Genomic DNA, 19,690 nt, shown 5'->3' with positions numbered 1-19,690 from the left:
GGAAGCTTTCCTACCAAAGGCGGGGGGTGGCGTATACCCGTGCGGATGTGAAGAGGGAGTGAGAGGTGGACAGTTGACGGTATTTCGACCGCCGCCGCGCACCGGGAGCCAGGCGTCAGGTGCCTGGTGCCGGGCGCCGGGTGCCAGGCGCTACTTCGCGGCGATGCGGTAGCGGTCGCCGTAGACCGTCCAGTCGAGCGGGGGGTCCAGACTCAGATTGCCCCGGTCGAGGAAGACCCGTTGGGCCGTCTCGACGCGGCTGGTGTCCGTGTGGGACGGTTCGGCGCGCATCGCGGCGACACGCGCGTCCAGGAACGCGTCGAGATACGCGGTCTCGTCGCCTCCGCGCGCGGGCGACCGGGCCTTCCGCAGGGCCTGTTCGCGGATCGTACGGAAGCCGGCCGAGCTCTTGCCGTCGCCGTAACCGTGCATCACATAGGCGTCGAAGTAGATGAACTGCCCCAGCGCGCCGAGCCCGTCGGCCTTCGCCCGGGTGACGGCCGGGCCGAAGTACGCCCGGTCGCGCTCCGTGTCCTGGGCCTCGCGCAGGGCGGGGTCCTCGGCCGCCTTCTTCCAGGCGACGGTGAAGGCGCGGCCGAGCCCTTCGTGGGACGCGCTGCCCCGGACCGCGCGCAGCGCCGGGAGGAAGCGCTCCAGGGGGTTGCCGGGGCGCGCGTCCGTGTACCGCAGGACGACCAGAAGGAGATCGCCGCAGCCGGTGCAGAATCCGATGACGCCGGCGGTGTAGCCGCGGCCGTCGCCGATGTCCTCGATGTAGCCGTACTGGGCGCTCCAGTCCAGCGAGGAGTTCTCCGCGCTGGAGACGAGCCGCAACGCGATCTCCTTCTTCGCCGGATCGTCCAGCCCCGCCGACGCGGCGGGGAGGGCGGAGGAGGCGGGGCCCCCGGCGGGGGCGGCCGTGCACGCGGCGCAGAGCGCGAGTACCGGCGCCAGGAGGACGAGCAGCAGCCGGCGGAGCGGATGGATCACGTACCGGCCCCCTCCTCGCGGTGTGCACCGGATTGCGCGTGTGCACCGGCCGTATCGTCAGATTACGGGAGTGCGCGGCTTGTTCCCGCGCGGCTTCTTCCCGCCTGACTTCTCGCCGCCTGACTTCTTCCCGCCCGGCTTCTCCTCGCGCGGCTTCCCCGTACGGGACTCCCGCGCTCGTCGGGGGTCCTCCGTACGGAGGAGAGCCGCCGCCACCGCGAGCGCCACCACGACCACACCCGCCGCCGTACGGAACGCGAGCCGGTAGCCGTCGCTCAGCGCCGAGACCGCGTCGTCACCCGCCCCGAGCAGCTCACTCGTGCGGCCGGAGGCGAGCGTCGTGGTGACGGCGAGACCGAGCGCACCGCCGACCACCTGGCCGGTGCTGAACAGGCCCGACGCGAGACCGCCGTCCCGCGGCCGTACGCCCGCCATCGCCAGGCCGGTGAGCGCGGGCATGGCGAGACCGAAGCCGACACCGAGCAGCAGCATCACGGGCAGCACGTCGACGGCGTACGTACCGTCCGCGGGCGCCCGCCCGAACAGCGTCAGCCCGGCGACGATCAGCACGAGTCCGGTGAGCAGCACACGCCGGGGCCCGAACCGTACGGTCACCCGGGCCGAGAGGCCCAGCATCAGCACACCGATGACGACCGGCGCGGGCAGGAACGCGATGCCCGTCAGCAACGCGTCGTAGCCCAGCACCCGTTGGATGTAGAGCGCGCCGAGATACTGGAAGGTGAACATCCCGGCGACCATCAGAAGCTGGACGAGATTCGCGCCCACCAGGGTCCGGGAGCGCAGCAGCCGTGGCCGCAGCAGGGGATCGGCCGCGTACGACTGCCGTACGGCGAAGGCCGCGAGCAGCAGTACGGAGACTCCGCCGAACCCGAGGGTGCGGGGGGCGGCCCAGCCGTGGTCGGCGGCCTTGACGATGGTGTGGACACCGAGCATCAGCGCCGCCGTGACCAGCACCGCGCCCGGGTAGTCGGCGCCCTTGCCGAGACCCTGTCCGCGGTCGTTCTCCAGCACGCGCGTGGCGGCGATCAGCGCGGCCACCCCGATCGGCAGATTGATCAGGAAGATCGAGTGCCAGCCGAGCGCCGAGGTGAGGGCGCCGCCGAGAAAGGTGCCGAGCGCGCCGCCCGCGGCCCCCACCGCGCTGAACACGGCGATGGCCCTGGCCCGGTCACGGCCCTCCTCGAAGAGGGCGACCAGCATCCCCAGGACGACCGCCGAGGTCATCGCCCCTCCGACGCCCTGGAGAAAGCGCGCGGCGATCAGGGCGCCCGAGCCGGTGGAGATCCCGCAGAGCACCGAGGCGGCGGTGAAGACGGCCAGTCCCGAGATGAACATCCGCCGTCTGCCGATGAGATCACCGAGCCGCCCCGCCAGCAGCAGGAGTCCGGCGAAGGCGATGAGATAGGCGTTGACGACCCAGGCGAGACCGGCCGGGGAGAAGCCCAGACCGGACTGGATCGCGGGCATCGCCACGGTGACGACAGTGCCGTCGAGGACGGTCATCAGAGTCCCCGCGCACAGCACGGTCAGCGCTGTCCAGCGGGAGTGGCGAGAGGGTGGTACGACCCTGTCCATGGGCTTCGGACCTCCAAAGGTGCACGATATGTAACAGGGGTTATCGTGGGCGGCCGCCGAGCCGCCGGTAAGGAGGCACTTCGATGTCCCAAGGGAACACGCGGGTAACAACCCAGCTCGTGCACGCGCAGGCGTGTCCGGTGCGGGAAGTTCTTGACAGGGTCGCCGGGAAGTGGAGCGTCCTGATCATCATCGCCACCGCCCATGGACCGATCCGTTTCACCGAACTGGAGCGCTCCATCGAGGGCATCAGCCGGCGGATGCTGACCCTGACCCTGCGCAATCTGGAGCGCGACGGGCTGCTGATCCGTACGGTGCACCCGACGGCCCCGCCCAAGGTCGAGTACGAACTGACCGCGGTCGCCCGCGAACTGCACGCCTCGCTGCTGGGACTGACGGACTGGGCCGAGCGCCACCGGGTGACGATCGCCGAGTCGCGGGCGGAGTACGACGAGGCGCACGGCCGCGGTCTGAACGCGGTCCGTTGTCAGACCCCCATGACACGATTCCGGTCATGGATCTCGTACAGGTATTCGCCGATCTGGACGCTCAGCCGTGGGCCGAGCTCGAACACGCCTACGGCGGCGCGGAGGATGTGCCCGAGCTGCTGCGGGGGTTGGCGGGTGAGGACGAGGAAGAGGCGTCGGAGGCTCTGAGCGAGCTGTACGGCAGCATCTTCCACCAGGGCTCGGTGTACGAGGCCACCGCGCGTGCCGTGCCCTATCTGGCGGGGCTGGCCGCCGCCGGGGTGCGGAGTTCCGAACTGCTGCTTCTGCTCGGCGGGATAGCCGAGAGCGAGGACGAGGGGGACGGCTCGGAGGCGGGTGACTGCCGGGCGGCCGTCATCGCCCAACTGCCCCTGATCCTGCCGTTCGTCGAGGCGGACGACGCACGGCTGCGACAGGCCGCGGTCTGGGCGGCGGCCAGGACGGGAGCTGTGGAGCCGGTCCTTCCGGTGCTGCGGCGGCGCGGGGAGCGCGAGAAGGACACGCTCGTACGGGCCGAACTGCTGGGCGCGACGGTGCTTCTCGACCCCGCGGGCGCGGCGCACGCGGTGTCGGCGGCGCTCGACGCCGGGGAGCCGGGGGAGCTGCGGATCGCTGCGGTCCTCGGCTGTCTGGACGCCGGGCTGCCCTGGACATCCGCGCACCATGAGGCCGTGCTGTCCCTGCTCCCGCTCGACGGACTGGTCGCCGACCGCTTCGACCTGGACCGGATGGAGCCCCTCCGGCACATCGTGGACACCCTGCTGGACCGGGAGACCGCCGCCGATCTGGAGGCGGTGCTCTCCCTGCTCGACACCGCGCTGCGTGCCCCGGACAGCGAGACACGGGCCGAGGCCCTCTGGGCGGCGGAAGCGGCCTGCGAGTTCTCGCGTGGCGCCCCGGCCCGGCTCGCGGCTCCGCTGACCGGGCTGCTGGACGACCCGTCCTCGGTCCGCTCGGTCCGCTCGGTGCTCACCGCGCTCGACAAGCTCGGCGCGCACGCGGCTCCGGCCGGTCCGGCGCTGGCCGCCCTCGCCTCCGGCGGCGGCGAGCTCGCGGACCGCGCGCTCGCCTCGCTGGCCCGGATCGACCCGGAGCGGGCGGCCCCGCTGCTCGCACGCGATCTGCCCGAGCGTCCGGCGGCTCTCGGGGCGGCCGTCGGCTTCCCGGAGCGGGGGAGCGCCGCGCCGTTCCCGTACGACCCGGAGCTGCTGACCGCCGTCCGGGCCCGGCTGGCCGATCCGGATCTCACGGGGAACGAGCCGATCCATCTCACCCGGCTGCTGACCAGCTGGGGCGAGCGCGCCGCGCCCGCGTTCCCCGAACTCCTCGCGGCGCGGGGGCGCTTCCCCGTCTTCGTACCGCGTGCGTTGGCGGCGGCCGATCCCGTGAAGGCCGTCGGACCGCTGCGCGAGGCCGCGGCGACGGGGCCCGAGGAGGGGCGCCTCGCGGCGGCGCGCGCACTGCACGGGCTCACCGGGGACAGCGGCCCGCTGCTGACCGTTCTCGCCGCCGAGCTGGCCACCGGCGACTGCCACCGGCAGAAGGAGGCCGCCGGCGCCATCGACGGCCTGGGCGGGGACGCCGCCGTACTGCTGCCCTCTCTCCGGGCGGCTCCCGGCACGGACGGAGGAGACAGGACGGTCCCCCGCATGGAGGCCGATCTGGAACTCGCCCTCGCCCTGTGGCGGCTGACCGGCGAGGCGGACGACGTGGTGCCCTTGATCGCGGGCGTACTGGAGGAGGCGGACAGCGACTGGGCGCGCTGGACGCTCGTACGGGCGGCGCGCGCCGCCGCCCTCCTCGGCCCCGCCGGCGCTCCGCTGCGCCCGGCCCTGGAAGAGGGCCTGGACGACCCCGAACTGGCGCCGTCGGCGGTTCTGGCCCTGCTCGCCGTGGACCCGTCGGGCCTGGACCGTACGGATCTCGCGGACGCGGCCCTGGACTCCGCCGAGAGCCACTCCGACGCGATGGGGGCCCTGGACGCGCTCGCCGCCCTCGGCCCCGAGACCCTGTCGGGGCCGCACCTCGACCGTCTCGCCGACCTGGCGGAGCGGGACCGCCGTGTCTGGTGGCCGGGCAGCGCCCTGGGTGTGGTCAGGGCCGACGCCCTCTTCCAGGAAGCCGCCCGCGCACTGCTCCGCGGGGCCGGAGCCATATCCGCCGGTCCGGCGGCGGTCCCGTCCACGGCCTCCTGACCGCCCCCATGGCCTCCTGACCCCGCGGCCCGCGCACAAGGACGCCATGGCCCGTCGACCGGCGCTGGTCAGGCGCCGGCCGACGGGACAGCACGCCCGGGTGCCGGAAGGTCATACGCCCGGGTGCCGGAAGCTCACACGCCTGGGTGCCGGAAGGGGCATGGGTGCCGGAAGGTCATGGGGCCTCGGGGGGAGAGCCCCGGAGAGCGGGTCCGGACCGGTCGACCGCCAGGCCCCCCGGCCTCCGGGCGGCGGTCCGGACCCGCCCGTCTCACGCCCCCGGCCGCCAGTCCGGGCGCCGGCCGCTCAGACCGATCACCCGGTCCAGCAGCGGGGCGTCCCCGGGCAGCTCGACGGGCGGGCCGAACAGCCCGTCAGGTCCAGGACCGCTCTGCGCCGACGCCGCCGCGTCGGCCAGCATCGTGTACGAGACCCGCAGGCCCGCCTCGTCCGGCGCGTACTCCTGACCCGTGCTCCGCGCGAGGTCCCAGCCGTGGACCAGGACCTCGTTGAGCCCCACGACCGCCGTCACCTCCCCCGGCAGCTCGACCCCGCCGACCCGGGTGCCGCCCTGCCACGCCCCGGGCGACCGCCAGGCCTCCGCCATCTCGTCGAGCTGCCGGGGCAGCGACTCGCGCCAGTCGTCGGGCGGCACGGGCAGAGCGTCGTCCGGCGGGGTGTCCGTCGTCGGTCCCAGCTCCTTCCGTGCCGCGTCCCGGAACGCCACGGTCAGCCCGGCGAGATGCCCGAGCAGTTCCCGCACGGTGTACGCGGGACAGGGCGTGGGCCCGGTGAGCTGTTCCTCGCTGATACCACCCACCAGTCCGGCCACGGTCCGGCAGACGGGACCGAGATCGAATGGGGCGGTCTTGAAGTTCGTATCCATACAGAGGTCGACCGGTCCCGTCGCCGGAACTCATCGGACACGAACGGATTTGGGACGGTTGTCTCGAAGGGTGGTCGAATATGGCTGGAAATAATCCCTCGCATGTACGATCCACTCGTTCCAGACCCGACAGCGACAACGCGCGCCGGATCGAACCTTTTACGCAGACCGGAGCGAGTTACGCATGTCCGTACAAACCCGCGCTTCCGCGGCGGCCATAGCCGCCGCCCAGGCTGGTTTTGACGCCTGGCGTGCCTCACGGCAGACCGCCGTGACCGGGCCCCTCGGCAATCTGGCGCTGGTCGAGACCCGTTGGCTGGCTCCCGGCGCCGACGCGGCCGAGGAGTCGGCGCGCGCCACGGTGTCCGACGGTGTGACGGTCACCACAGTGGGGCGGACCAATCTCCACACCGGCGAGCCGGAGCACGCCCTGCGCTTCTGGGACGCCGACGCCCCGGCGGTGCGGCACTTCTCACATATCGACGCCTATCCGTTCCACCCCGACTGGGTGGTCGAGGCCGCCTTCACCCCCGTCGCCTCCGACCGGCGTGTGCCGTTCGAGCACATCAGGGACAGCGGAGGCAGCCGGGAACTGGTCGTCCCCGGCGACATCCACGTCACACTGGACGGCGTGGACCACACACTGTCGGCCTTCGACGACGACGGGACGCTCCTCCTGGTCTTCGGTGACCCGACCAACGGCGATGACACCTATGGCGCGGGCCGCTTCCTGTTCGTCCCGCACGAGGGGGAGAGCGAGACCGTGATACTCGACTTCAACCGCGCCTTCGTGCCGCCGTGCGGCTTCTCCGCTCAGTACAACTGTCCGTTGCCGCCCCGGCAGAACCGGCTGAACCTGCCCGTCGAGGCGGGCGAGAAGATCCCGGTCTTCCGCGGCGGCTACACCGTCCACTGAGCTCACCCACGGCACCACAGCCGGACCCGTCGCCCCTCGCGGGACCTCCGTCCGGCCGTTGATCTGGAGTAGAAGAGATGAGAAAGTCCGTACCGCTGCTCGGCGGCACCCTGGCGGTCACCCTGTCCCTGGCCCTCACCGCCTGCGGCTCGGGAACCGACAGCAAGAACACCACACCCGCCGGCTCGTTCGACAAGAACGCGACGATCGGCGTCGGATCGCTCTACGAACCGCAGAATCTGGACAACACCGGAGGCGGCGGCCAGGGCGTGACCGAGGCGCTCAACGGCAATGTCTACGAAGGGCTGTTCAAGCTCACCGACGGCGGCAAGGTCGAGAACCAGCTCGCCAAGGACTACACCGTCAGCCCGGACGGCCTCACGTACACCTTCAAGCTGCGCGACGGTGTCACCTTCCACTCGGGCAAGAAGCTCACCTCCGCGGATGTGAAGTACAGCATCGAGAAGGTGACCGCCGAGAACTCCCAGTCGGCGCGCAAGAGCAGCTTCGACATGATCAAGTCGATCGCGACCCCCGACCCGGCCACGGTCGAGGTGACGCTGTCGTCCAAGTCGATCTCGTTCGTCTACAACCTCAGCTATGTGTGGATCATCAACTCCGAGGCCAAGGACCTCAAGACCTCGGAGGACGGCAGCGGTCCCTACAAGCTGGACAAGTGGACCCGGGGCTCCGCGCTCAGCCTGGACCGCTTCGCGGGCTACTGGGGCACGCCCGCGACCAACGCGAAGGTCGTCTTCCACTACTACAAGGACGCCACCGCCCTCAACAACGCGCTGCTCACCAACGCCGTGGACGTGGTGACCAGCGAGCAGAGCCCGGATGCCCTCGACCAGTTCAAGAGCAACCCGGCCTACAAGGTCAACGACGGCAAGTCGACCACCAAGCTGCTGCTGGCCTTCAACGACAAGGTCAAGCCGTTCGACAACGTCAAGGTCCGCAAGGCCGTCAGCTCGGCGATCGACAACAAGAAGCTGCTCGAATCCGTGTGGGGCGAGCACGGCACACTGATCGGCTCGATGGTCCCGCCGACGGACCCCTGGTACGAGGACCTCACCAAGGTCAACCCGTACGACGAGGCGCTCGCCAAGCGGCAGCTCGCCGAGGCCGGCTACGCCAAGGGCTTCGACTTCACGCTCGACACCCCGAACTACGACCCGCACCCGACGGCCGCCACCTTCATCAAGTCGGAGCTGGCCAAGGTCGGTATCAATGTCAAGATCAACATCATCACGCCGGACGAGTGGTACACCAAGGTCTACAAGAACCACGACTTCAGCGCGACGCTCCAGGAGCATGTCAACGACCGCGACATCGTCTGGTACGGGGACCCGGACTTCTACTGGGGCTATGACAACAAGCAGGTCACCGAGTGGGTGAAGCAGGCCGAGCAGTCGGACACCACCGACGAGCAGACGGCGCTGCTGAAGAAGGTCAACACGCAGATCGCGCAGGACGCGGCCAGCGACTGGCTGTATCTCTACCCGCAGATCGTGGTGGCCTCCACCAAGCTGTCGGGCTACCCGCTCAACGGTCTCAACTCGCAGTTCTACGCCTACGGCATCAAGAAGAGCTGATGCCCTCCGCCGCCGTGCGGGTCCGGTCGCCCCACCGGACCCGCACGGCGGAACCCCCGCTGTGGTCGATATCCCCGTTCCCGTCGATCGGTCCTCCTCCCTGATGATCTCGTACCTGCTGCGGCGGCTGGCCTTCCTGGTCGGCTCCCTGTTCCTGGCCGGCGTGGTGATCTTCCTGCTGCTACGGCTGCTGCCCGGCGATCCCGCGAACTCCCTGCTCTCCGTCGGCGCCACCCCGGAGCAGATCGCCGCGGCCCGGCATGAGATCGGCTCGGACCGGCCGCTGCCCGAGCAGTTCGTCACCTGGCTCGGCCAGCTGGCCACCTTCGACCTGGGGAACTCGTTCATCAGCTCGCTGCCGGTCGCCCCCGAGATCACCTCCCGGCTCGATGTCACCGTGCCGCTGACACTGCTCTCGTTCCTGCTCGCCGTGGTGATCGCGGTCCCCGTCGGTTTTGTCGCCGCCCACCGCTCGGCCACCTGGTACGGCACGCTGATCAGCGGAATCTCCCAACTGGGCATCGCCGTACCGGTCTTCTGGATCGGGATGATCCTCATCACCGTGTTCGCGCTGCGCCTCGGAGTGCTGCCTGCCGGCGGCTTTCCGCAGGACGGCTGGGCGCGGCCGGGGGAGGCGCTCACCTCACTGACCCTGCCGGTGATCACCGTCGCGCTGGTGATGTCGGCCTCGCTCATCCGGTACGTACGGTCCGCCGCCCTGGATGTCCTCGGCAGCGACTATCTGCGTACGGCCAGGGCGCTGGGCTCGTCCTTCCACCGTGCGATGTGGCGCCACGGAATGCGCAACGGCGCCGTACCGGTCGTCTCGGTCCTCGGTATCGAACTCGCCACGACCCTGCTGGGCGCGGTGGTCGTCGAGACGGTGTTCGCACTGCCCGGTCTGGGCAGTCTGCTCGCGCAGGCGGTCGCCCAGCACGACTACCCCACGGTCCAGGGGGTGCTCTTCGTGAGTACCTTCGCCGTGCTGGTCATCGGATTCCTCAGTGATGTCGCGCAGCGGCTCATCGATCCCCGGTTGCGGGGCCGGCTGTCGGGAGGTGCCCGATGAGCGAGCGGACCGAGGCGGTCGCCAAGATCTCGGGGCAGCCCTCGGGGGAGACCTCGGGCCAGGCCTCCGGTCCGGTCCCGGGGCCGGGCTCCGGTCCGGGCTCCGGGCCCGTACGGAGGCGTCGTTCGCCGGCGCTGGCGGCCGGATGCGTCCTGGTGGGGCTGATCGTCGCGATCGCGCTGGTCTCACTGTTCTGGGTGCCGTACGCCCCCGACGACACCACGGGCGGCCGGCTCATGTCACCCGGGCTGCCGCATCTCCTGGGCACGGACAAACTCGGCCGCGATCTGCTCACCCAGCTCATGACCGGCGCGCGTATCGCCCTGGAGGCCGGTCTCGGCGCGATCGCGATCGGCGCGGCTCTGGGCGTCTGCGCCGGACTGGCCGCGGGCTTCGCCACCCGCTGGCTGGACGACACCCTCTCCACGCTGCTGGATGTGCTGATCGCCTTCCCCACCCTGCTGCTGGCCATGCTGATGGTGGCGGCCCGGTCGGCCTCGCTCAGCTCGGCCGTCCTCGCCATCGGACTCGCCATGACCGCGGTGGTGGCCCGGCTGACCCGGATCCTGGTCAAGCGGGTGCTGGCCCAGGACTACATCACGGCGGCCCGCACCTCGGGAACGTCATGGCCACGGGTCATCACCGGCCATGTGCTGCCGAACATCTGGCCCACCCTGGTGGTGAATCTCGCCCAGCAGTTCGGTCTCGCGGTCATGGCCGAGGCGAGTCTGTCGTTCCTGGGGCTCGGCGCCCCGCCGCCGAACGCCTCCTGGGGACGGATGCTCCACGAGGCACAGGCGACCGTATTCACCGCTCCCACTGGGGTCATCGCCCCCGGAGTGCTGCTGGTCATGCTGGTCGTCGGGGTCAATCTGATCGCCGACGGGCTGCGCGACACGCTGGACCCGACCCGGCGGAGGACCCGATGAACACACCCGACCCGCAGGCGCCCGGCGCGCGGGAGTCCGACCCCCGGACGCCCGAGGCGAAGGTGCTCGAAGCCAGGGGGCTGACGATCCGTACCGACCAGGGCCGGGCCCTGGTCTCGGATCTGTCGTTCTCGATCGGCGCCGGCTCCCGGCTCGGACTGGTCGGCGAGTCGGGCTCCGGCAAGTCCCTCACCGCGCTCGCCGTGCTGGGCCTGCTGCCGCCCGGGATGACCGCCTCCGGCAGTGTCGTCCTGCGCCCGGCCGCGGACGGACCCGGCACCGAGGTCATCGGCGCGACCGAGCAGCGGCTGACCGGTCTGCGCGGCCGGGCCGCCACGGTCGTCTTCCAGGAGCCGCTCACCGCGCTCGACCCGCTGATGCGGATCGGCGGCCAGATCGCCGAGCCGCTGCGCCGGTGGCGCGGGCTGCGCGGAGCCGCGCTGCGCCGCGCGGTGGAGGAGGCACTCGACCAGGTACGGCTTCCCGAGCCGGAGCGGATCATCCGCGCCTATCCGCACGAGATCTCCGGCGGGCAGCGTCAGCGGGTGGCGCTCGCCATGGCCCTGGCCTGTGAACCGGCCCTGCTGATCGCGGACGAGCCCACCACCGCCCTGGACGTCACCGTCCAGTCGGAGGTGCTGGCGCTGCTGGACGGACTGGTCGCCCAGCGGGACATGGCGCTGCTGTTCGTCAGCCATGATCTGGCGGTCGTCTCCGCCGTGACCGACCATGTCCTGGTGCTCAAGGACGGATCGGCCGTCGAGTCCGGGAGCGTGGACGACATCGTGCGCCGCCCCCGGCACCCCTACACCCGGGACCTGGTGGACAGCGCCCGGCATCTCGAAAGCGCACTGGAACGGATCGTCCGATGACCGCCCCGCTCCCCGCCGCCCCGGCGGTCCTGTCCGCGCGTGACGCGGGTTTCGCCTATCGCGGCTCGCCCCCCGTGCTGCACGGTGTCTCGCTCGACATCACCGCCGGCCGCAGCGTCGGACTGGTCGGTGAGTCGGGTGCCGGCAAGACCACGGTGCTCCGGCTGCTGCTCGGCCTCACCCGGCCCACGAGCGGACGGATCCTGTTCGACGGGGACGAACTCCGACTTCGCGACCGTGAATTGATGCGCCGCTTCCGCCGGGGCGTACAGAGCGTGTTCCAGGACCCGTACTCGTCGCTCGACCCCCGTCAGCGGGTCAGCGGGATCGTCTCGGAGCCCCTGCGCTCGCTCGGGCTGAGCGGATCCAGGGGCGACGATCCCCGGGTCGCCGCGGCGCTGGAGGCCGTCGGTCTGCCCGCGGACGCGGCGGGCCGGTATCCGCACGAGTTCTCCGGCGGCCAGCGGCAGCGCATCGCGATCGCCAGAGCCACCGTGTGCGAGCCACGGGTACTGCTGGCCGACGAGCCGGTGAGCGCTCTCGATGTCACCACCCGGGTCAGGATCGTGGATCTGCTGATCGAGCTGAAGGAGACGAGAGGGCTGACCATCGCGATGGTCTCGCACGATCTGTCGGTGGTGGCGGCGCTCTGCGAGTGGACGGCGGTGCTGGAGCACGGCCGGATCGTGGAGCAGGGGGAGACGGCCTCGGTCCTGGGCTCGCCCTCCCATCCCTACTCGCGGCGGCTGATCGCCAGCGTGCCGAGGCTTCCCGCGCCGGAAGAAGCCTGACCGTCTGACTGACTGACTGACCGCCCGACCGCCCGGAGCCCGGAGCTCGGAGCTCAAGGCTGGAGCCCAGAGCGCCGGGCGCGCCCGGGTCCGACGGTTCAGCCGCGGAGCTGCTCGTACGCGGGGAGCGTGAGGAAGTCCGTGTAGTGGGCGTCCAGGGCCACCGTCAGCAGCAGATCATGGGCCTGCCGCCACTTCCCGGCCGCGAAGGCCTCGTCACCGATCTCGGCGCGGATCGCGGTCAGTTCCTCGTCGGCGAGCGCGCGGGCGAGTTCCGGAGTGGCCCGCAGGGTCCGCCCGTCGTGCTCGAACTCCACACCCGCGTTGATCCACTGCCAGATCTGGGAGCGGGAGATCTCCGCCGTGGCCGCGTCCTCCATCAGATTGAAGATCGCGACCGCGCCCATGCCGCGCAGCCAGGCCTCGATGTACCGGATTCCGACCTGGACGGCGTTGCGCAGGCCCTCGTACGTGGGCTTCGCGTCCAGCGAGTCGACGGCGATCAGATCGCCGGCCGCGACGGAGACGTCCTCGCGCAGCCGGTCCTTCTGGTGGGGCCGGTCGCCGAGGACCGCGTCGAAGGAGGCCATCGCGATCGGCACCAGATCCGGATGGGCGACCCAGGAGCCGTCGAAGCCGTCGGCGGCCTCGCGGTCCTTGTCCGCCTTGACCTTCTCGAAGGCGACCTTGTTGACCTCGGCGTCGTGCCGGGACGGGATGAAGGCCGCCATGCCGCCGATGGCGTGCGCCCCGCGCTTGTGGCACGTACGGACGAGCAGTTCGGTGTACGCGCGCATGAACGGGGCCGTCATCGTCACCGCGTTGCGGTCGGGCAGGACGAACTTGGCACCGCCGTCACGGAAGTTCTTCACGATCGAGAAGAGATAGTCCCAGCGGCCCGCGTTGAGCCCGGAGGCGTGGTCGCGCAGCTCGTAGAGGATCTCGTCCATCTCGTACGCGGCGGTGATCGTCTCGATCAGCACGGTCGCGCGCACCGTGGACCGCGGAATGCCCGCATAGTCCTGGGCGAAGACGAAGACGTCGTTCCAGAGGCGGGCCTCCAGATGCGACTCCGTCTTCGGGAGGTAGAAGTACGGGCCCTTGCCCAGCTCGATCAGGGTCTTCGCGTTGTGGAAGAAGTACAGACCGAAGTCGACCAGCGCGCCGGGCACCGGCACCCCGTCCACCTGGAGATGGCGCTCCGCCAGATGCCAGCCGCGCGGCCGCATCACGACCGTCGCCAGTCGGTCCGCGTCCTTGAGGGCGTACGACTTGCCGGAGCGCGGGTCGGTGAAGTCGATACGGCGCGCGTAGGCGTCCATCAGATTGAGCTGGCCCAGGACCACGTTCTCCCAGGTGGGGGCCGAGGCGTCCTCGAAGTCCGCGAGCCAGATCCGCGCGCCCGAGTTGAGCGCGTTGATGGTCATCTTGCGGTCCGTCGGGCCGGTGATCTCCACCCGCCGGTCGTCGAGCGCGGCGGGCGAGGGGGCGACCCGCCAGCTCTCGTCCTCGCGGATCGCCGCCGTCTCCGGCAGAAAGTCCAGACCGGCGGTACGGGCGATCTCGGCGCGGCGCTCGCCACGGCGGGCGAGCAGTTCATCGCGCCGGGGAGTGAACCGCCGGTGCAGCTCCGCCACGAATGTGAGGGCTGCGTCGGTGAGCACCTCGTCCTGCCGGGGCAGGGGTTCGGCGTCGACGACGGCCGCCGGGGACGGCGCTGGTGCGGACATGAGCTGTCACTCTCCTTCGCGGGGGGCCTTCGCGGGGGGTGCGCCCGGCGGCCGGCGGTTCACCTTGGACGGCACGGGGTGCCATGGCGCCGGGATACGGTCGCGGGCGTCGGCCGAGGGGTCGGACGCTCTGACCTGTGGATAGTAGTTTCCTCATGGTGGAAGTTCAATGGTCTGTTGATGTCGAGAGTCTCCGGGTCGACAGATCATGACGCCGAGTGCCAGGGGAGACCGAAGCACTCCCGAGGCCCACCGCGCGGTCCGTCGGGCCCAGGTCCTGTCCGCCCGGACAGGACCTACTGATCCAGCTGCGACAGATCCTCCTCCGTGTCGATGTCGTACGCCTGCGCGACATCCCCGCACTCGACCAGAACGATGTCGCTCTCATGCGCCCTCAGATAACCGCGTGCCCCGCGGTCGCCGTCCGCATCCGCCGCGATCTCCGCCCACCGGCGGGCGCCGAACAGTACGGGATGGCCGCGCTGTCCGTCGTACGCGGCCGACACGAGCGCGTCGGGACCGGTGTACGCGGCCAGCACCCGGGCCACCGCCGCCGGGCCGACCCCCGGCTGGTCCACCAGGAGGACGAGCGCCGCCCCCGTGTCCGTACCGAGCAGCGAGGTCAGCCCCGCGCGAAGCGAGGACCCCATGCCGTCGGTCCATCGGGGGTTGTCGACCAGCACGCATCCCGCCAGCTCGGCCCGGTCCCGTACCCGGTCCGCCGCGGCCCCCAGCACCACATGCACCGGGGCGCAGCCCCCCTCGCGCAGGGTGCGCGCGGCGTGCTCGACCAGCGGGCGGCCCCGGTGGGTCAGCAGTGCCTTCGGCCGGCCGCCCAGTCTGCGTCCGCCGCCCGCGGCGAGCAGCAGTCCGGCGACGGCCCGGTCCATGGCATCGCGAGCGCCCGTGCTGTCGTTGTCCGTCCCTGCCATGGCCCCTGCATACCTCATACGCGCGGGGTGTGCCGAGATCTGTTCGCCGTGATCATCGGGTGTTCTGTCCCCATTCCACTCGGATTCCCGCTGTATTCCGTCCCTGGAGTGGCGCGTACCGCGCGGAATGGCGTTAACTTGCCCGCGAACCTTGGCGCTTGACCACCGTCCGGGAACCGGAATGTCAGCGCGAAGGTGTGCCGACACAAGAATGTGCGGGCACGAGGGGCAAGGGGGGGAAGCTTTGTTGCAGAGCGTGGGGCAGACGCCGGTGACAGAGAAGCCGGTGACAGAGAAGGGCGAGGACCCGAGAGTGGCGGGTCTGGACGGAGCCGTTTCCCGGCTCCGGCGTGAACTGGCCGGTTATCCGGTCGAGTTCAGGGACCGGGCCATCGCGGAGGACGAACTGGCGGCGCTGGCCGTGATGGTGGCGGACGGTGCTCCGGACGTCTCCCGTATGCGCCGTTCGCTGCTGCTGATCGTGGGTTCGATCGGCTCGGTCAGCGCGCTGGGACCGGCGCTGATGGGCGTACGGAACGCGGTCGACCTCTTCGGAGAGGCGCCCCGGCCGCGCCGGTAGCGCGTTCCCGATCGCCGGGGCGACCTGGAGAGCTGGTGCTGTGGATCGGCCGGGCGGGCCGCGCGGTGGCCCGCCCGGCCATCTGCGCGGAACGGTGTCCCGGACCGCGAGGCGGGGACGGGGTCCCGGACGGACAGGTCGGCCGCCGCACACACCCGGTCCTCGGCCGGCTCAGCCCTGTGCCGTCGTGCTCGCCAGCACCTCCGAGAGATCCCGTGCCACCTCCTGGAGCACCGGCACGATCTTCCCCATGGCCTCCTCCGTGACCCGGCCCGCCGGTCCCGAGATCGAAATGGCCGCCGCCGTCGGGGAGTTGGGCACCGGCACCGCCAGACAGCGGACCCCGATCTCCTGCTCGTTGTCGTCGACCGCGTATCCGGACCTGCGCACCAGTTCCAGGGCCTCCAGAAAGCCCTCGGGTGTCGTGATCGTCTTCTCGGTGGCGGCCGGCATACCCGTACGGGCGAGCAGGGCGCGGACCTCCTCCGTCGGCGCGTGCGCGAGCAGCGCCTTGCCCACACCCGTGGAGTGGGGCAGCACCCGGCGGCCGACCTCGGTGAACATCCGCATCGAGTGCTTGGACGGGACCTGCGCGACATAGACGATCTCGTCGCCGTCGAGCAGCGCCATGTTCGCCGTCTCGCCGGTCTCCTCGACCAGCCGGGCCAGATACGGCCGGGCCCAGGTGCCGAGCAGCCGGGACGCCGACTCGCCGAGCCGGATCAGCCGCGGGCCGAGCGCGTACCGCCGGTTCGACTGCTGGCGCACATAGCCGCAGGCGACCAGGGTGCGCATCAGCCGGTGGATCGTCGGCAGCGGCAGTCCGCTGCTGGCGGAGAGCTCGCTGAGGCCGACCTCGCCGCCCGCGTCCGCCATCCGTTCGAGCAGGTCGAAGGCGCGCTCAAGGGACTGGACGCCGCCGCTGGCGGAGGCGGATTTGCCGGCGTCGGCGGTACTGGCGCTGGAGGACGGCACGTCAACGGTCCTTTCGGAGCAGGTGGGGCCGAACAGGCAGCCTACCGGGCCGTGCGGCCAGGCAGGGGCCGACCGAAGGGCGTCTCCGCCGGTCAGCTGGTCCCTCCGGGGCCGGGTGACGCCTGCGCGGGGCCGAGTGACGCCTGCGCGCGTTCCGGCCGGGCTCTGTCCGTGTTCTGGCGGTAGTTCTGTTGGTATTCTGCTTGGTGAAATCTCATTTCCGCTTCATGGAAGTGACCCAGTCTAGCGCGGCGGGGTCCGTCCTGGGCGGGTGCCCTGGAAATGTGGTCTTGACGGGCCGGGATCCGGAGTGAAGACTCCTTCAACAGTTCGTTGAATTCATGCTTCGAACGCGTGCTTCGCCGGAGACAGCGGCGACAGCGGCGGCAGTGAAGTGGGCGACAGCGAAGTGAGGGCACAGGTGTCCGAGGTGAACCTGGTACTGCGGTCGACACGCGTCATCACCCCCGAGGGGACACGGGCCGCCTCCGTCGCCGTCGCCGGCGGACGGATCGAGGCCGTCCTGCCGTACGGTGCCCAGCCGCCGGCGGGCGCCCGGCTGGAGGACGTCGGGGACGATGTCGTCCTGCCCGGACTGGTCGACACCCATGTCCATGTGAACGATCCGGGGCGTACCGAGTGGGAGGGCTTCTGGACCGCCACCCGCGCCGCCGCGGCCGGCGGGATCACCACGCTGCTGGACATGCCCCTCAACTCCCTGCCGCCCACTACCACCGTCGGCCATCTCCGCGTCAAACAGCGCGTGGCGCGTACGAAGGCCCATGTCGACGTGGGTTTCTGGGGCGGCGCGATCCCCGGCAATCGCAAGGATCTCCGGCCGCTGCACGACGCCGGGGTCTTCGGCTTCAAATGCTTTCTGTCGCCCTCGGGGGTGGAGGAGTTCCCCGAGCTGGACCAGGAGCGGCTCGGGAGTTCACTGGCCGAGATCTCCGGTTTCGGCGGACTGCTGATCGTCCACGCCGAGGATCCCCATGAGCTGGCCTCCGCGCCCCGGCGCGGCGGTCCCGCGTACGCCGACTTCCTGGCGTCCCGGCCGCGCGGCGCCGAGAACGCGGCGATCGAGGGAATCGTCGCGCTGGCCGGGCGGCTCGACGCCCGGGTGCATGTGCTCCACCTCTCCTCCTCGGACGCGCTGCCGCTGATCGCCGCGGCCAAGCGCGCGGGGGTGCGGATCACCGTCGAGACCTGTCCGCACTTCCTCACCCTCACGGCAGAGGAGGTGCCGGACGGGGCGACGGAGTTCAAGTGCTGTCCGCCGATCCGCGAGGCCGCGAACCAGGACGCGCTCTGGCAGGGACTCGCCGACGGCACCATCGACTGTGTCGTCTCCGACCACTCGCCCTGCACCGCCGATCTGAAGACGCCCGATTTCGCCGCCGCCTGGGGCGGTATCTCCTCGCTCCAGCTCGGTCTTCCCGCGATCTGGACCGAGGCGCGCGCACGGGGCCGCACGCTGGAGGACGTCGTCCGCTGGATGTCGGCGGGCCCCGCCGCGCTCGCGGGACTGACCCGTAAGGGCGCCGTCGAGGCGGGCCGCGACGCCGACTTCGTGGTGCTCGCGCCCGACGCGGCCTTCACCGTGGACCCGGCCGCCCTGCACCACCGCAACCAGGTCACCGCGTACGCGGGCAAGCGCCTGTACGGAGTCGTCGGATCGACCTGGCTGCGCGGCACCCGGATCCTCCACGACGGCGCCTTCGCCGAACCCTCCGGCCGACTGCTCGAAAGGAACGACTGACCTTGTCCGAAGCCGAAGCCGAAGCCGAGGCCGAAGCCCGGGGCGCCGTGTCGTCCGGTCCCTCCCCGCCCGCCTCCCACGCCCGCACCCCGCCCGCCTTCGTCGCGCCCTCCTTCACCGGTGACGCCCGGCCGTACGGCGGCGGCGACCCGTACGCCGACTACCGCACCGCGGACTTCCCCTTCGCGCACCTCACCGATCTCGCGGACCGGCGGCTCGGCGCCGGAGTCGTCGCCGCGAACGACGAGTTCTTCGCGGAGCGCGAGAATCTGCTGAAGCCGGAGCGCGCGGAGTTCGACCCCGAGCGCTTCGGGCACAAGGGCAAGATCATGGACGGCTGGGAGACCCGGCGCAGACGCGGTACGGGCGCGGAGCGGCCGCATCCCGCCGACGAGGACCACGACTGGGCGCTGATCAGGCTCGGGGCCCCCGGCGTCATCCGCGGGATCGTCGTCGACACCGCGCACTTCAGGGGCAACTATCCGCGGGCGGTCTCGGTGGAGGGCGTCTCGCTGCCCGGCTCCCCGTCGCCCGGGGAACTGCTCGCGGACGGGGTGAAGTGGACGGTACTGGTGCCCCGTACGCCCATCGGCGGCCACGCCGCCAACGGTTTCACGGTCGACGCGGAGCGGCGCTTCACCCATCTCCGGGTCGGTCAGCACCCCGACGGCGGGATCGCCCGGCTGCGGGTGTACGGCGAGGTCGCGCCCGATCCCGGCTGGCTCGGCGTCCTCGGTACGTTCGATGTCCTCGCGCTGGAGAACGGCGGCCGGGTCGAGGACGCCTCCGACCGCTTCTACTCGCCCGCCGCCAACACCATCCGGCCCGGCCGCTCGCGCAAGATGGACGACGGCTGGGAGACCCGGCGGCGCAGGGACAAGGGCCACGACTGGATCCGCTACCGGCTGGCGGAGCAGGCCGAGATCCGCGCGGTCGAGATCGACACCGCGTATCTGAAGGGCAACGCGGCGGGCTGGGCGGCGCTGTCCGTACGCGACGCGGGGCCGTCCGACAGCGGGGCGCCCGGCGACGGGACCGGCGAATGGACCGAGATCCTGCCCAGGACCCGGCTCCAGCCCGACACGAACCACCGCTTCGTCCTGCCCGAACCCGTGGTGGCGACCCAGGTACGGATCGACATCTACCCCGACGGGGGTATCTCCCGGCTGCGGCTCTTCGGCTCCCTCACCGAGGAAGGCGCGCGGCGCCTCACGGCCCGCCACCGGGAACTGGACGGGTAGCGCTGTGACCGGCCTCCCGGCCGGTCCACGGGGCGTACGTCACCGCGGGTACGCCCCGGGCGGCGGGAGCGTTCCGAAAGTCGTGACCTGCGCGACTTTGGTCTCGTCCGGCCGCCACGGGGCTCCGCCGCCACCGCCACATCCGT

General features: G+C 71.2%; 16 protein-coding genes and 1 pseudogene. 11 read left to right on the top strand and 6 right to left on the bottom strand.

Annotated elements, in window-relative coordinates:
• Positions 1 to 150: 150 nt before the first annotated feature.
• Together OG214_RS08585 and OG214_RS08580 are read right to left on the bottom strand one after the other, a co-directional pair.
• Positions 151 to 990, bottom strand: coding sequence for a chitosanase (locus OG214_RS08585; protein ID WP_405984386.1), 840 nt, complete (start codon positions 988 to 990; stop codon positions 151 to 153).
• 57 nt (positions 991 to 1,047) lie between these two features.
• Positions 1,048 to 2,586 (bottom strand): MFS transporter, encoded by a 1,539-nt coding sequence (locus OG214_RS08580; RefSeq protein WP_405984385.1) that lies wholly within the window; start codon positions 2,584 to 2,586, stop codon positions 1,048 to 1,050.
• An 83-nt stretch (positions 2,587 to 2,669) separates the two neighbouring features.
• Between OG214_RS08580 and OG214_RS08575 the strand changes: the two are divergent.
• Positions 2,670 to 3,044: pseudogene (locus OG214_RS08575) on the top strand (winged helix-turn-helix transcriptional regulator); the annotation flags it as partial.
• 56 nt (positions 3,045 to 3,100) lie between these two features.
• Positions 3,101 to 5,269 carry a hypothetical protein gene (locus OG214_RS08570; RefSeq protein WP_405984384.1) on the top strand — a complete coding sequence of 723 codons (2,169 nt, stop codon included), beginning with the start codon at positions 3,101 to 3,103 and terminating at the stop codon, positions 5,267 to 5,269.
• A 271-nt stretch (positions 5,270 to 5,540) separates the two neighbouring features.
• Here the strand turns inward: OG214_RS08570 and OG214_RS08565 are convergent, their stop codons facing one another.
• Positions 5,541 to 6,155, bottom strand: coding sequence for a TIGR03086 family metal-binding protein (locus OG214_RS08565; RefSeq protein WP_363086075.1), 615 nt, complete (start codon positions 6,153 to 6,155; stop codon positions 5,541 to 5,543).
• A gap of 184 nt (positions 6,156 to 6,339) precedes the next feature.
• Here OG214_RS08565 and OG214_RS08560 point away from each other — a divergent pair, with 184 nt between their 5' ends.
• The 6 genes from OG214_RS08560 (at position 6,340) to OG214_RS08535 (ending at position 12,327) form a co-directional block, all read left to right on the top strand.
• Positions 6,340 to 7,071 (top strand): DUF1684 domain-containing protein, encoded by a 732-nt coding sequence (locus tag OG214_RS08560; protein WP_405984383.1) that lies wholly within the window; start codon positions 6,340 to 6,342, stop codon positions 7,069 to 7,071.
• 77 nt (positions 7,072 to 7,148) lie between these two features.
• Positions 7,149 to 8,666, top strand: a complete 1,518-nt coding sequence (locus OG214_RS08555; RefSeq protein WP_405984382.1) for an ABC transporter substrate-binding protein — start codon at positions 7,149 to 7,151, stop codon at positions 8,664 to 8,666.
• A gap of 103 nt (positions 8,667 to 8,769) precedes the next feature.
• Positions 8,770 to 9,735 carry an ABC transporter permease gene (locus OG214_RS08550; RefSeq protein WP_363086238.1) on the top strand — a complete coding sequence of 322 codons (966 nt, stop codon included), beginning with the start codon at positions 8,770 to 8,772 and terminating at the stop codon, positions 9,733 to 9,735.
• Complete coding sequence (locus OG214_RS08545; protein ID WP_405984381.1) at positions 9,732 to 10,664, top strand: ABC transporter permease; 933 nt, start codon at positions 9,732 to 9,734, stop codon at positions 10,662 to 10,664. Before OG214_RS08550 ends, OG214_RS08545 begins: the two co-directional genes overlap by 4 nt.
• Positions 10,661 to 11,536, top strand: coding sequence for an ATP-binding cassette domain-containing protein (locus OG214_RS08540; RefSeq protein ID WP_405984380.1), 876 nt, complete (start codon positions 10,661 to 10,663; stop codon positions 11,534 to 11,536). The genes OG214_RS08545 and OG214_RS08540 overlap by 4 nt, the downstream gene beginning before the upstream one ends.
• Positions 11,533 to 12,327 (top strand): ABC transporter ATP-binding protein, encoded by a 795-nt coding sequence (locus OG214_RS08535; RefSeq protein ID WP_363082558.1) that lies wholly within the window; start codon positions 11,533 to 11,535, stop codon positions 12,325 to 12,327. The genes OG214_RS08540 and OG214_RS08535 overlap by 4 nt, the downstream gene beginning before the upstream one ends.
• 98 nt (positions 12,328 to 12,425) lie before the next feature.
• Here the strand turns inward: OG214_RS08535 and aceB are convergent, their stop codons facing one another.
• Both aceB and OG214_RS08525 read right to left on the bottom strand, forming a co-directional pair.
• On the bottom strand, positions 12,426 to 14,057 hold the full coding sequence (aceB, locus tag OG214_RS08530) for a malate synthase A (protein WP_405984379.1): 1,632 nt from the start codon (positions 14,055 to 14,057) through the stop codon (positions 12,426 to 12,428).
• Positions 14,058 to 14,353: 296 nt separating this feature from the next.
• Positions 14,354 to 14,989 (bottom strand): NTP transferase domain-containing protein, encoded by a 636-nt coding sequence (locus tag OG214_RS08525; RefSeq protein ID WP_405984378.1) that lies wholly within the window; start codon positions 14,987 to 14,989, stop codon positions 14,354 to 14,356.
• 244 nt (positions 14,990 to 15,233) lie between these two features.
• On the opposite strand from OG214_RS08525, the gene OG214_RS08520 reads away from it, so the two are divergent.
• Positions 15,234 to 15,569 carry a DUF5955 family protein gene (locus OG214_RS08520; protein ID WP_363082555.1) on the top strand — a complete coding sequence of 112 codons (336 nt, stop codon included), beginning with the start codon at positions 15,234 to 15,236 and terminating at the stop codon, positions 15,567 to 15,569.
• Positions 15,570 to 15,740: 171 nt separating this feature from the next.
• On the opposite strand, the gene OG214_RS08515 is transcribed toward OG214_RS08520, so the two are convergent.
• On the bottom strand, positions 15,741 to 16,544 hold the full coding sequence (locus OG214_RS08515; protein WP_405984377.1) for an IclR family transcriptional regulator: 804 nt from the start codon (positions 16,542 to 16,544) through the stop codon (positions 15,741 to 15,743).
• Between the two features lie 421 nt (positions 16,545 to 16,965).
• On the opposite strand from OG214_RS08515, the gene allB reads away from it, so the two are divergent.
• Both allB and alc read left to right on the top strand, forming a co-directional pair.
• Complete coding sequence (gene allB / locus OG214_RS08510) at positions 16,966 to 18,303, top strand: allantoinase AllB (protein WP_405984376.1); 1,338 nt, start codon at positions 16,966 to 16,968, stop codon at positions 18,301 to 18,303.
• Between the two features lie 47 nt (positions 18,304 to 18,350).
• The gene (gene alc / locus OG214_RS08505) at positions 18,351 to 19,544 is read left to right on the top strand and encodes an allantoicase (protein ID WP_363082560.1); all 1,194 of its coding nucleotides are present in this window, start codon (positions 18,351 to 18,353) and stop codon (positions 19,542 to 19,544) included.
• Positions 19,545 to 19,690: the final 146 nt, after the last annotated feature.

The sequence above is a fragment of the Streptomyces sp. NBC_00872 genome (assembly GCF_045161915.1).
Classification (GTDB): domain Bacteria; phylum Actinomycetota; class Actinomycetes; order Streptomycetales; family Streptomycetaceae; genus Streptomyces.
The sequence above is the reverse complement of the archived record's forward strand: the minus strand, read 5'-3'. Positions and strand labels throughout refer to the sequence as shown.

Bases quoted from the DNA above. Each gene is read 5' to 3' on its own strand.
- OG214_RS08570 (WP_405984384.1), top strand. From the start codon at position 3,101: ATGGATCTCGTACAGGTATTCGCCGATCTGGACGCTCAGCCGTGGGCC.
- OG214_RS08580 (WP_405984385.1), bottom strand. From the start codon at position 2,586: ATGGACAGGGTCGTACCACCCTCTCGCCACTCCCGCTGGACAGCGCTG.
- OG214_RS08535 (WP_363082558.1), top strand. From the start codon at position 11,533: ATGACCGCCCCGCTCCCCGCCGCCCCGGCGGTCCTGTCCGCGCGTGAC.
- OG214_RS08565 (WP_363086075.1), bottom strand. From the start codon at position 6,155: ATGGATACGAACTTCAAGACCGCCCCATTCGATCTCGGTCCCGTCTGC.
- OG214_RS08560 (WP_405984383.1), top strand. From the start codon at position 6,340: ATGTCCGTACAAACCCGCGCTTCCGCGGCGGCCATAGCCGCCGCCCAG.
- OG214_RS08550 (WP_363086238.1), top strand. From the start codon at position 8,770: ATGATCTCGTACCTGCTGCGGCGGCTGGCCTTCCTGGTCGGCTCCCTG.
- OG214_RS08525 (WP_405984378.1), bottom strand. From the start codon at position 14,989: ATGGCAGGGACGGACAACGACAGCACGGGCGCTCGCGATGCCATGGAC.
- OG214_RS08555 (WP_405984382.1), top strand. From the start codon at position 7,149: ATGAGAAAGTCCGTACCGCTGCTCGGCGGCACCCTGGCGGTCACCCTG.
- aceB (WP_405984379.1), bottom strand. From the start codon at position 14,057: ATGTCCGCACCAGCGCCGTCCCCGGCGGCCGTCGTCGACGCCGAACCC.
- OG214_RS08545 (WP_405984381.1), top strand. From the start codon at position 9,732: ATGAGCGAGCGGACCGAGGCGGTCGCCAAGATCTCGGGGCAGCCCTCG.
- OG214_RS08540 (WP_405984380.1), top strand. From the start codon at position 10,661: ATGAACACACCCGACCCGCAGGCGCCCGGCGCGCGGGAGTCCGACCCC.